Origin of the sequence: Kordia antarctica, from assembly GCF_009901525.1 — a bacterium.
GTDB lineage: Bacteria > Bacteroidota > Bacteroidia > Flavobacteriales > Flavobacteriaceae > Kordia > Kordia antarctica.
Genome location: NZ_CP019288.1, coordinates 255600 through 268408, shown reverse-complemented (window position 1 = coordinate 268408; position 12809 = coordinate 255600). Strand labels below are relative to the sequence as shown.

9 protein-coding genes are annotated in these 12809 nt (G+C 33.4%); 5 read left to right on the top strand and 4 right to left on the bottom strand.

What is annotated here, in order from left to right:
• Nucleotides 1-14 precede the first annotated feature (14 nt).
• On the bottom strand, nucleotides 15-638 hold the full coding sequence (locus tag IMCC3317_RS01205) for an L-threonylcarbamoyladenylate synthase (RefSeq protein ID WP_160127687.1): 624 nt from the start codon (nucleotides 636-638) through the stop codon (nucleotides 15-17).
• A 229-nt stretch (nucleotides 639-867) separates the two neighbouring features.
• Between IMCC3317_RS01205 and IMCC3317_RS01200 the strand changes: the two genes are divergently transcribed.
• The 3 genes from IMCC3317_RS01200 (at nucleotide 868) to IMCC3317_RS01190 (ending at nucleotide 6183) form a co-directional block, all read left to right on the top strand.
• Nucleotides 868-1740 (top strand): alpha/beta hydrolase, encoded by an 873-nt coding sequence (locus IMCC3317_RS01200; RefSeq protein ID WP_160127686.1) that lies wholly within the window; start codon nucleotides 868-870, stop codon nucleotides 1738-1740.
• 376 nt (nucleotides 1741-2116) lie between these two features.
• A complete protein-coding gene (locus IMCC3317_RS01195) occupies nucleotides 2117-5356 on the top strand; it encodes a VIT domain-containing protein (RefSeq protein WP_160127685.1) in 3240 nt (1079 codons plus the stop codon).
• 320 nt (nucleotides 5357-5676) lie between these two features.
• Nucleotides 5677-6183: a TlpA family protein disulfide reductase gene (locus tag IMCC3317_RS01190; protein ID WP_160127684.1), complete on the top strand. Its 507-nt coding sequence runs from the start codon at nucleotides 5677-5679 to the stop codon at nucleotides 6181-6183.
• Nucleotides 6184-6269: 86 nt separating this feature from the next.
• On the opposite strand, the gene IMCC3317_RS01185 is transcribed toward IMCC3317_RS01190, so the two are convergent.
• Nucleotides 6270-8609 (bottom strand): ATP-dependent helicase, encoded by a 2340-nt coding sequence (locus tag IMCC3317_RS01185; RefSeq protein WP_228054903.1) that lies wholly within the window; start codon nucleotides 8607-8609, stop codon nucleotides 6270-6272.
• Between the two features lie 192 nt (nucleotides 8610-8801).
• Nucleotides 8802-9821: a hypothetical protein gene (locus tag IMCC3317_RS01180; protein WP_160127683.1), complete on the bottom strand. Its 1020-nt coding sequence runs from the start codon at nucleotides 9819-9821 to the stop codon at nucleotides 8802-8804.
• Nucleotides 9822-9993: 172 nt separating this feature from the next.
• On the opposite strand from IMCC3317_RS01180, the gene IMCC3317_RS01175 reads away from it, so the two are divergent.
• Nucleotides 9994-11250 (top strand): protein-tyrosine phosphatase family protein, encoded by a 1257-nt coding sequence (locus IMCC3317_RS01175; protein WP_160127682.1) that lies wholly within the window; start codon nucleotides 9994-9996, stop codon nucleotides 11248-11250.
• A gap of 33 nt (nucleotides 11251-11283) precedes the next feature.
• Nucleotides 11284-12051, top strand: a complete 768-nt coding sequence (locus tag IMCC3317_RS01170) for a protein-tyrosine phosphatase family protein (protein WP_160127681.1) — start codon at nucleotides 11284-11286, stop codon at nucleotides 12049-12051.
• Between the two features lie 81 nt (nucleotides 12052-12132).
• Here the strand turns inward: IMCC3317_RS01170 and IMCC3317_RS01165 are convergent, their stop codons facing one another.
• Nucleotides 12133-12591: a TIR domain-containing protein gene (locus IMCC3317_RS01165; RefSeq protein WP_160127680.1), complete on the bottom strand. Its 459-nt coding sequence runs from the start codon at nucleotides 12589-12591 to the stop codon at nucleotides 12133-12135.
• Nucleotides 12592-12809: the final 218 nt, after the last annotated feature.

Genomic DNA, 12809 nt, shown 5'->3' with positions numbered 1-12809 from the left:
TCTATAAATCAATTTTAAAGAATGATATCAATATCTCCTTTTCCTTCTCGAATAATTTCTGGTTCGTCACCAGATAAATCTATAATTGTAGACGCAATATTGTCTCCGTATCCGCCGTCAATTACGGCATCAACTAAATTGTCCCACTTTTCCAAAATCAACTCTGGATCGGTTGTATATTCAATAATATCATCTTCATCACGAATGGAAGTAGAAACAATAGGATTTCCCAAAGCTTGTACAATGGCACGTGCAATATTGTTATCTGGCACACGAATTCCGACTGTTTTTTTCTTTTTGAATACTTTTGGAAGATTGTTATTTCCAGGCAAAATAAATGTGTACGGACCTGGCAATGCTTTTTTAAGAATCTTGTACGTCGCTGTATCAATCTGACGCACAAAATCGCTAATATGACTTAAATCATTACAGATAAAAGAAAAATTTGCCTTTTCGAGCTTGACTCCTTTTATACGCGCAACGCGTTCCAACGCTTTTGTGTTTGTAATATCGCAACCCAAACCATACACTGTGTCGGTAGGATAAATAATCAATCCACCTTTGCGGAGAATGTCCACAACTTTCTTGATTTCCTTCGGATTTGGATTTTCGTTATATAATTTTATAAATTCAGCCATACCATAATGTATATAGGTTTCACAAAAGTAATTGATTTTTGGTAATAATACACAGTGTCAAATTAATCAATATTTCTGTATTAAAAAATAATGATTATTAGGAATTTAAGAACTTGATTATGAATACTGTTGGTGTAATTATAGTTAAAAATAACTTTAAGTCAATATTAAGAGTTTGCCATACTTTTTTTTAAGATATTGCGTTTTATAATACAATCAATTCTACGTTATGAGAAAATTTGTGTACACAGGGATTTTAAGTCTTTTTATTTTATTGAATTATTCATGCAATTCAGAAGATTCTGATTTGAATATTACACCTTCAGATCCTACTTCTTCTACGATTACAGCAGCAACATTGTTGAATGTTTCGTATGGCTCAGATTCGGATCAAGTATATGATATTTATTTACCGCAAAACAGAACGCTTTCTACGAAAGTGATGATTTTAGTACATGGCGGCGGTTGGACAACTGGCGATAAAACCGATATGAATGATTATGTTGAACAAATACAACAAGAGTTACCAACGTATGCAATTGTAAATATTAATTATCGATTGGCAAACCAAACTACTTCGCCTTTTCCAATGCAATTAGACGATATTACTACGATTGTAAACGACTTAAAAACGAAAAATGAAACATATATTATTTCAGAAGATTATGGATTTGTTGGTATTAGTGCTGGCGGGCATTTGTCACTTTTGTGGAGTTATGCCTACGATACGCAAGCAGATGTAAATATGGTGGCAAGTATTGTTGGACCTACAAATTTAGCGGATGAAGCGTATTTGAATAATGCCGATACAACGATTCAAGCATATATTGATTTGTTTGGAATTGATTTAGTGATCCCTTTTTTAGAAAATTTTAGTCCATATCACAAAGTTACGGCAGCTGCGCCACCAACTACTTTATTTTATGGCGGACAAGATCCGTTGATTCCAAATTCGCAAGGAATGGATTTAAGTGATCGTTTAACGCAACTTGGCGTATCGCATGAATTTACATTTTATCCGCAAGAAGGTCACGGTTGGACAGGACAGAATTTGTTTGATACGTGGACGAAATTGAAGGCTTTTGTTATTGAAAATCATTAGATCGCTTCGCTTTTAGAAACGCTGCGCTGTTAGATCGCTTCGCTCTTGGTATTTTAGTATGTGAATTATTTCTCGATTGAATAAACTTATAAACCCTTCAACTTTTAAACTATAATTTGCTGTTAGTTTTTTCGTTATTTGTGTTTTTGTTCATTTGTTTCTTCACTTTTACATTTAATATTTTGAGTTTTACATTTACAATTTAAAAAACGTCATTGCGAGCGATAGCGAAGCAATCTGCTAGTCGAGAAACAGATTGCCACAAGTTTTTTCAAAACTTTCGCAATGACGGAAAGATTAAAATCTTAAAGTTTTCTTAAAAATGGTATAAAAATTGATTGCTATTCAAAACACATTAGTCTCAAAAACCGATTTTATGAAAAATTTTTTACTATTAATTTGCTTGCTATTACTTACCACATTCAGCAACGCACAAGAACCGCCTGTATTGAAAACAGGGAAAACACAAGTTGGATTATCTTCTTTAGATATTACTGTCGAAATTGTTGGAAATATTGCCACCACAACGTTTGACATGTTGTATTACAATCCCAAAAACGAAGTATTGGAAGGCGAATTGTCTTTTCCTTTAGGAGAAAATTTTAATGTTTCTCGCTTTGCGCTAGATGTAAATGGCAAACTCCGAGAAGCTGTTGTGGTTGATAAAGAATTAGGTAGAATTGCTTTTGAAGCTGTCGTTCGCCGAAGAGTTGATCCTGCGTTGCTTGAAAAAGGAACGGGAAATAATTACAAAGCACGCATTTATCCTATTCCTGCCAAAGGTTACAAACGTGTTGTGTTGGCGTATGAACAGGAACTCATTAATAAAAAAGATGGTTTTTATTTTGATTTACCTTTAAATTTTAAAAATAAACTAGACAAATTCAACCTAGAAATTACCGTTTTTGAACAAGAAGATTCTCCGGTTATTGAAGAGGGAAATGTTTCTGGCTTGAAATTTGAAAACTGGCAACGTAATTTTAGAACGAAAGTTCAAAAGGAAAATTATACACCAAATAAGAGCATTCTCATTAAAATTCCAACGAAAGTAGATTCTAAAAAAATAGTTATTTTCGATGATTATTTTTATGCACATACCATCTTAAATCCTAAGAAAAAAATTAGAAAGAAAGCAACCGAAATTACCATTTTTTGGGACGCTTCTCTTTCCATGAAAGATAGAGATCTTGCTAAAGAAATTGAACTTTTAGACAGGTATTTTTCATACATAGAAAATGTAAAAGTTCATTTCAAATCGTTTAGTAATGTGTTAGTTACAGAAAAAACATATAACATTCGCAATGGAAATTGGAACGATTTAAAATCTGAACTCAAAAATACTATCTACGATGGCGGAACAAATTATACGATTAAAGATGCTAAACATAAAAATGTTGATCTTGTATTATTATTTTCTGATGGAATTCAGTCGTTAAGTGATGAAACGTATACTTCAACAATTCCATTAATTGCTGTAAATAGTTTGACAAAATCGAATCATGCAGCTTTGAACAAGATGGCGCAAATTTCAAATGGAACGTATCTAAATTTAACTTCAAAAACTGCGTTAGAAGCTTTTTCTGATTTAAAATATGAACAATATCGTTTTTTAGGTTTTACATCCAATGCAAAAAACATAGATGTTTATCCTAATATGCCTGTCAATGTTGGAAATACGTTTTCCATTGCTGGAAAAAATATCAACAATAGCGATAGTGTTATTTTACATTTTGGATACGGAACAACGGTGGAACAAAGTGTTGTGTTAAACCTAAAAGATGGACAGAAAAATGTAACAACTGTTCCACGAATGTGGGCGCAAAAAAAGTTGGTGTATTTACAGAAAAATGCTAAAGAAAATAAATCTCAAATTGTCAATTTAGGAACTAACTATGGTTTGGTTACCGATTATACTTCGTTGATTGTGTTGGAAGCTGTGATGGATTATGTTCGTTATAAAATTGAACCGCCAGCAGAATTATTAGAAGAATACAATAAAATTTTAGCTGATATTGAATTGAATAAAAAGAAATATCCTAACGGAATGCCGCCGCCAATTCATGAGTTAATTGATGTTGTTGAAGATGATATGGAAATTGAAGAATCTGTAATAGAATTTAGAAGTACAAATTCTTTTAGAGGAAATACAAATACTCAAACTTCATTTCAGTTCGATACTACCGATGAAGTACAAACGCAAAGTTTAGTACCAAACAGAATTTTAAATGTGGAAGCTGATAAAGATATAGAAATTGAAGAAGTTCCATTTTCTATCATAGAAGATTCGCCAGTTTTCCCAGGTTGTGAAAGTATTGGTAATAGAAGCGATCGTAAACGCTGTTTTTCTCAAAAAATACAAAAACACGTGGAAGCTAATTTTAATATGGCTTTAGTTAGCACGCTCAATTTACCTGAAGGAAGACAACGTGCAACTGCAATGTTTACGATTACTGAAACTGGAACTATTGAAACTATTTTGGTTCGATCGTCACATGAACGTATTTCAGAAGAAGTAAAGCGTGTGTTGCGTTTATTACCACAAATGACACCTGGACAACAACGGGGAAAAAAGGTAAGTGTTCGATATACATTACCGATTATTTTTACTATAAATGCAAACGGAAATACGATTACGCAAACAGCACAATCACAACAAAATGAAACTGTTATAAAAAAACCTCGCAAACCTAAAATTCGATTTCAAGTTGATGATTTAACAGTAAACACAGTATATGTCAAAGAATTGCGTCAGTTTAAAACCAAAGAAGAAGCGTATGATTTTTACCTAATTCAGCGTACAAAATATGTTGGTATTCCTGCGTATTATGTAGATGTTTCTAATCTTTTTAGAGATGAATTTAAAGCGCATGATTTTTCGGAGCGAATTGCCTCAAATATTGCCGAAACCGACTTTGATAATTATGAATTATTGAAAGTATACGGCTATCAATTACAAGAAAATAATCAAAATTGGTTAGCCGTTTTTATATTTAAACGTGTGTTGGAATTGCGTTCGGAAGATTCACAATCATATCGTGATTTGGCATTGGCGTATGAAAATGTAGGCAAATGTCAGGAAGCTTTTGATTTGTTTGAAGGTATTATTTCTGGGGAAATTTACAAGAATGCACACAGACGTAATTTTGCAAGTGTGAAACAAATTGCATTGAACGAAATTCATCATTTGACTGAAAATTATAAAGGTGATATCGATACGAGTGCGCTCGATAAAACAAGCGTTCCGAAAGAAACTTTTGATGTCAGAATCGTAGTCGATTGGAATCATAATGATACAGATATTGATTTACACGTGATTGATCCGAATTTGGAAGAATGCTCGTATAAACACACTAGAACAAAGATTGGTGGGAAAATTTCGCAAGACATGACGCAAGGTTTTGGTCCAGAAGAATTCACGTTGAAAAACGCTATAAAAGGCGATTATTTTGTGAAGATTAAATACTTTGGTGATCGTTATCAAAAAATAGAGAATCCAACTTTTATGAAAGTGACTTTATACAAATATTACGGAACGAAGAAAGAAACCAAAGAAGTGAAAATTATTCGTTTGGCGGAATCTAATGAGAAGTTGATTGTAGCGAAATTGAGGTTTTAGGTATTCACTTCGACTCCGCTCAGTGTACTGCTTTTAGGTTTTTAGAAACGTCATTGCGATGAACGAAGTAATCTGTTGCTCAATAAAAAGATTGCTTTGCTATCGCTCGCAATGACGCTTCTGAAGTATAACTAAACGTCCGTTCGAGTAAAATCTTGAAAAGATTTTGTATCGAGAACAACTTTGGATTTCTGAGCTGTTCTCGATACAAATTTGTTCCACAAATTCACTCGAACTGACGGTTTGTGCTATTAAGAAAAACAATAATATTCAAATCAAAAAAAATCATATCTTACATCAAACATTAAAACAAACTTAACATGCGTTTAAAATTCATTACAACTCTATTTTTTAGTCTTTTCATTTTAGTAGGATATTCTCAAGATGGCGACGTTGCCAAAAAAGGACAAGACGTTTCTGACCTAGTATTTACAGTAGAAAATGGCAAAGAAATTAAATTATCCGATTATAAAGATAAAGTCGTATTTATTAACTTTTTCGCGAATTGGTGTGGACCTTGCAAATTAGAAATGCCATATTTAGAAAAACATGTTTGGTTAAAACATAAAGACAATAAGAATTTTGCCATGTTTGGATTTGGTCGCGGAGATAATCTAGCGAAAGTGCGAAAATTTCAAAAAGATTTTAAAGCTACATTTCCAATGCATCCAGATGCTTCCAAAGCGATTTACAACAATTTTGCAACGAAATATATTCCACGAAATTATATTATTAAAAATGGTAAAATCGTTTATGCTTCTACCGGGTTTTCAGAAGAAGAATTTGAAAATATGATTGAATTGTTGGATACACTTTTAAAAGAATAATACATTGTGGAAACAATTCACTTTCCTTATTTTAAATGTTAAATGCTAAATTTTAAATTAATTTTCTCACTCATAAACTAATAAACTCAAGAAACAACTTTCAACTTCGCAAAACGCAATAATAACTTCTTGATTCCGCCAACTTGAAAATTAATTTCTGCTTTTCTGTCTGCGCCAACGCCATCAATTTTTAGAATTTCTCCACGCCCAAATCGCGTGTGTTCTACGATGGTTCCTGGAGTTAAATCGCCATCAAATAAACTTGGACTTGCTGGAGCAGCATCCGAAGAAGATGGTTTTAGTTTACGTAGTTTCCGAACTTGTTCTGGTGATGGACTACCAACAACTGGCGGACGACCTGTTTTGGGTTTTTGTAAACGCAATTTGCTTTTGTCTACTTCGCCAAAAATATCATTGTCAATTAATGGCTTGTAACGATAACTATCAATTGGCGTGATGTAATCTAAATATTTATCATCAATTTCTTGAATGAATCTACTTGGTTCGGCATCGACCAATTTTCCCCATCGATAACGACTTAACGTATACGTTAGATACGCTTGTTTTTCTGCGCGCGTCAACGCCACATAGAATAAACGACGTTCTTCTTCCAGTTCGCTTCGTGTATTCATACTCATTCCGGAAGGAAATAAATCTTCTTCCATTCCGACAATATATACATGCGGAAATTCTAGTCCTTTTGCCAAGTGAATCGTCATTAAAGCAACTCTGTCGTCGTCTCCTTTGTCATTATCCATGTCCGTAGCAAGTGCAACATCTTCTAGAAATTCTGCCAAAGCTCCTGTCGCATCAACGACTTCTATTTGTCCTTCTACGAAATCTTTGATCCCATTTAGTAATTCTTCTATATTCTCAATACGTGCAATTCCTTCAGGCGTTCCATCTTTTTTAAGTTCTTGAACTAATCCTGTTTTTTTAGTAACATGCTCCGTTAATTCGAATGCATTTGCACCTTCACTCATAATCTGAAAACTTTTAACCATCGTGGTAAAGTTTTCTAATTTATTTTTGGTTCCGCTATTTATTTTTAGATCGATCTTAGAAATGTTTTCCATTACTTCGAACATAGAACGTCCGTAATGTTTGGCTGCAACGACTAATTTATCAATCGTAGTTTGCCCAATTCCACGCGCAGGATAATTAATCACACGTTTTAAACTTTCTTCATCTTTCGGATTCACAATTAAACGCAAATATGCCAACACATCTTTGATTTCTTTCCGTTGATAGAATGATAAACCGCCATAAATTCGATACGGAATGTCACGCTTTCGCAACGCATCTTCCATTGCTCTCGATTGTGCATTGGTGCGATATAAAATAGCAAAATCGCCATTGTGTAATTGTTCGCGCATTTTGGTTTCAAAGATAGAACCTGCTACAAAACGTCCTTCTTCTCCATCGGTTGCACTTCGGTTGACTTTTATTTTTCCGCCATCATCATTTGCAGTCCAAACGACTTTATCAATTCTAGTTTTATTCTGCTCAATTACTGAATTTGCCGCTTCTACAATGTTTTTGGTCGAACGGTAATTTTGTTCCAAACGATACATTTCAACATTGTCATAATCTTTCTGGAAGTTTAGAATGTTGTTGATGTTTGCACCACGAAAGGCATAGATACTTTGAGAATCATCTCCAACGACACAAATATTTTGAAAACGATCTGCCAAAGCCTTAACAATCAAGTATTGCGAATGGTTTGTATCTTGATACTCATCTACCAAAATGTAGCGAAAACGGTTTTGATATTTCGCCAACACATCTGGAAAACGGTTTAGTAATTCGTTGGTTCTGAGTAGTAAATCATCAAAATCCATCGCGCCAGCTTTAAAACATCGATCTACATATTCTTTGTAAATCTCGCCCATTCTCGGACGTTTTGCCATCGCGTCAGCTTCGACTAAATCTGCATTGTTAAAATATGCTCTAACTGTAATTAAATTGTTCTTGAAAGAAGAAATTCGCGAACGCACTTGTTTATATTTATAAATATCTTTGTCAAGTTGCATTTCCTTGATGATGGAACGAATTAGACGTTCAGAATCTTGTGTATCGTAAATGGTAAAGTTGCTTGGATAACCGAGTTTGTCCGCTTCAAAACGTAATATTTTTGCAAAAATGGAGTGAAATGTTCCCATCCACAGATTTTTTGCTTCGCTTCCACCAACAATATCCGCAATACGCTTTTTCATTTCACGCGCGGCTTTGTTGGTAAACGTTAACGCCAATATACTAAACGCATCTACGCCTTGACTCATTAAATACGCAATGCGATATGTAAGTACTCTCGTTTTTCCAGAACCTGCGCCTGCAATGACCATTAACGCACCATCTTTGTGAATTGCCGGCGCGCGTTGTGCATCATTTAGTTGAGAAATGTAGTGTTGAATGTCTTGCTCCATAATTACTCCAAAAATAAAACACTCAACTCGCTATTACAACTGTTTTTTATTCTTTATTGAAAGATTAAAGAATTGAACGATTAAATGATTACGGAATTGAAAGATTAAATGATTGAAGAATTAAAAAAACTGTTAACTGAAAACTGCCTACTGCACTTTTATATTTAAAATTTAGACTTTAACATTTAGCATTTACAAAGAGCGTTCTCTAATTTTCTCTGCGCGTTTTATTTGAAATGGTGTAAACCAATCCCAACTGATTCCAACGGAAATTTGATTGCCCGAATCGACAAAACGATAGTTGTAATTGTCATGTCCATAGATGTAACTCGCAAAGATTCCTATGTTACTATCAAATGGATAAAGTGTTAGTGTAGTTTCACTTCGTAACGGTTCAACAAAAGGATGCGCACCTTGAATGATTTCAAATTTTTGTTCAAAAGCATAGCGTAAATCAGGTTTCCACGCATGCACAAATTCATATCCTAAACTGAATCTATTTCTACCATAAATATTAATGTCAAAGTCTGAAAAACCACCAAAATCAAACAGCCATAAAAATCGATTGTGATATAGTTCCCAAGAAGTTGTAAACGAATGTACTTTGTATGGTTTGTCAAATTCATTCAAATTATTGAATCTAAAATTAAAAGAAAACTTTGTTGTGTTTGTAGAGAAGTTTCCGTTATTTCTATTTAGCAAATCGGATAAATTTGTATCATCTGTAATTGTTGCATGAAAGTCAGTACACGCGACAGATTCGTCATCTTCACCAGCTAAAAAAGCACAACCAGATTGTCCGTTGGAATAATGACCGCTTTCAACTGCCCAAGCAAAAAAGTTGTTACTTTTCGTTTTTACCAAACGTTGCCAACCAAACATAAAACGATACGAAGGCGTTTTTACTGGTTTGGAATCTTCTGCATACATGCGAATATGTGGTTGAAATGTAATGTATATAGCGTCGCTCGGTTTTTCAATACTGTTTTGCATCACGCTTCGCATATCATTGTAAATACTATAATATACCGTTGGTTTTGCGTCGAAAAGTATATCTTCCTTTGCGTTATTATTCGTCAAAAATCCAAATGTTGGTTTTACTACAATCGGATAGTAATCTGTAAACGCATTGTTATCAGCTTCATTATTGTTTTGAGAAAAACCCGTAAAGATAATTCCTATTAATAGAAAGATGAATACTATTTTTTTCATGATGGCAGTATTTTGGACTTTGTAAAAGTATTGTTTTTAGGAATGAATACAATCACTACATATATTGATTTTGAAATAAATAGTTGGTGATTCTTAATGTATTCAAAAATTACGTAAAACTACGTTGCAAGAACTCTCAAATATTTCATTAATTTTAGAAAAAAATAATTACATGGGTTATCCAAAAGAAATCTTGATTCTCAGACATGCTGAAAAACCTGCTGATGCAAGTAATGAAAACTTATCTATTAAAGGATATGAACGTGCGGCGGCACTCGCCTATTATTTGCCTGATGCTTTCGGTACTGTTGATCATATTTTTGCGGCTGGCGTTGGACTTAAAAGTCATAGCGAACGTCCACGTGAAACTATTACACCATTGGCAAAACGACTTGGCAAAAAAATACATGACAGTTATTTAAAGTATCAATATCAAGAGATGATTGATCATATTTTTGGTGATGATACGTATACAGATTCAACTATTGCAATTGCTTGGCAACATACTGATATTGAGGATATTTCAACAGCATTTGGCGCGCAAAAAGTTCCAACCAAGAAATGGCCAGAAGATTGTTTTGATTTGGTTTGGAAACTTACACTGAATGAAGATAAAAGTTATGCCTTGACACAAATTCCGCAGTTGTTAATGCATGGAGACTCAGACGATATTATTGTAGATCCTGTAAAGTTTTCTTTCTGTGAAGAACTACAGACCATTAGTGCATTGGATTTATGCGGAATGAAACCTATGCAACCTGCAGGGAATTTTCCGAATATTGCAATGACTTGTATTTTTAAAATTCCAGATTCACATCTTCCAAAAGGAATGACGGAACAATATATTTTTGTTGGTGCCGGTTTTTTATTGAGTGAAACTGCTATTATCAACAATGAAATTGCTGCGGTTTTAAACGTTGCGTACGATGTAAATGATGCAGAAGATTTGCAAATCCCATTCTCTGATCCAGCAGTAGATAAAAGAGCCGCTTTGCCTTTTCCGTTGGCTTCAAACGAGAAGTATTATTTGAATCAATTGGCAAAGGTTGGTTTGGTTGATGGAAACGAAAATGATATGATGACATTGGTTTCGGCGGTTTTTGAAGCAGATCAATTGTTGAATTTTCCATCGCCAACAAAACAAAAAGATGATGGAATGGTAAACTTTTATGCGCAAGGAAATTTAATGATTCATTGTCATGATGGCGGAAGTCGTTCGGTAACAATTACCGCATTGTATTTATATTACAAATTTTATGTAAATACGGACACTACTTTCCAACAAGTATATAAAAGTATTATTTGCTTGCGCTGGAATTATTCTACTAATAATCATCCAACACAAGGAATTTGCGAAAATGCATATGAAGTATTGAATACGTTTGAAGCGTTATTTCCAGAACCAATTCGTAAAATGTCGAAAGTTTAAACTGAAAAAACAACCAACTAAAACTACACTATTATGTCACAAACATTTTGTGAAGAATTATATAACATTAAACAACAAGATTCTCCTGATTTACCAGGTTTTTGTTCTGTTAAGCAACCTTGGATACGACCTACGAATCTTCAAGAGTCAAACATAATGACGCCTATTTTTCAAATACCAAATGCATCAGTACCTAAAGGACTTGAAGTACAATATATTTATGTTGGTATTGGTTATGGTTTGGAACAGAATCTAATATCTCCTAATACTATTGCTGGTGTTTTAAATGTTGCTTATGATGTGAATGATCCTGCTGATTTACAAAATGCATATGATCCTACTGACCCAGAAATCATAAAAATTTTTGATGAGGAACTTGGTATTTGGTATTTTCCATCATTGCTTAGTAAAGTTGCACTTGTTGATGGAAATGAAAATGAAATGATGACATTGGTATCTGCTATTTATATGGCAGATCAGTTGTTAAATTTTCCTTCACTTACGGAGCAAACACAAGAAACTACTAAAAACCCTGGAGATCCGATGACTAATTTTTATCAGCAAGGAAATCTATTCATTCATTGTCATGATGGCGGAAGTCGTTCGGTAACTATTACAGCCTTATATATTTATTACAAGTTTTTTGTTGGACAATATACTTTTCAAGAAGTATATCAGGAAGTTATTTGTGCACGCTATCTTGAAGCCACAAACCATGTGCCAACGCAAGGAATTTGTGAGAATGCATACGAAGTTTTAAGTAGATATAAAGAATTATTTCCGAAACCAGTTTGCAACTAAGAATGCAACCTATTATAATTTAAAAAAACAAAAGAACTTTCACGAAACTGGAGGCTTTTTTTCTAATAGATAAGCCTAGTCCTAAATTGAGTTTACTATATCTTTCAAATTATCCCAAGACCATTTTATAATTTTATGCCCTTTTAATTCTTTAGGAATTTTACATTTTTTATGCTTAAAAATATGCATTCCGTAAACTGGTATTGCTTCTTCTTTCGCGCACTTTATTTCCCATATTGCACCTTTAGATTGTTCCAAATTATCACTTATCAAAACCAACAATCCATCACAGGTTTCTATCCTTTTCTTGCACTCTGCTTTCCATTTATCATCATCCCAAGCTTCTCTAACTGACATATCAACAAAAGAGAACGGTGATCTATCATTTTCAGATTGTTCCACAAGATAATCTCTATATTTTACGTCCTTCATTGAAAAACTTATAAAGACTTTTTTATCTTCAACTTCTTCTTCTGAATTATTATAAATCACTTTAGCTATAACAGCAATTGCTCCTAGTCCTAATAAAAATGGTAACATATTTTGATTATTTTACATAAAACAATGTAAGAATTAATGTGTGAAATTTTATTAAGTAATAATTAATGTTGTTAACTGCCTTTTCCACAAAAAAATGTTATTTGTTAATTAAATATAGTCTTGGTTATAATAAGAATACTTATTATCTTTTCTAAATGAAGTTTGACAAACAAAAAAATTGAATATCTTTGAAATTGTACGCACAAACTATGTTTATA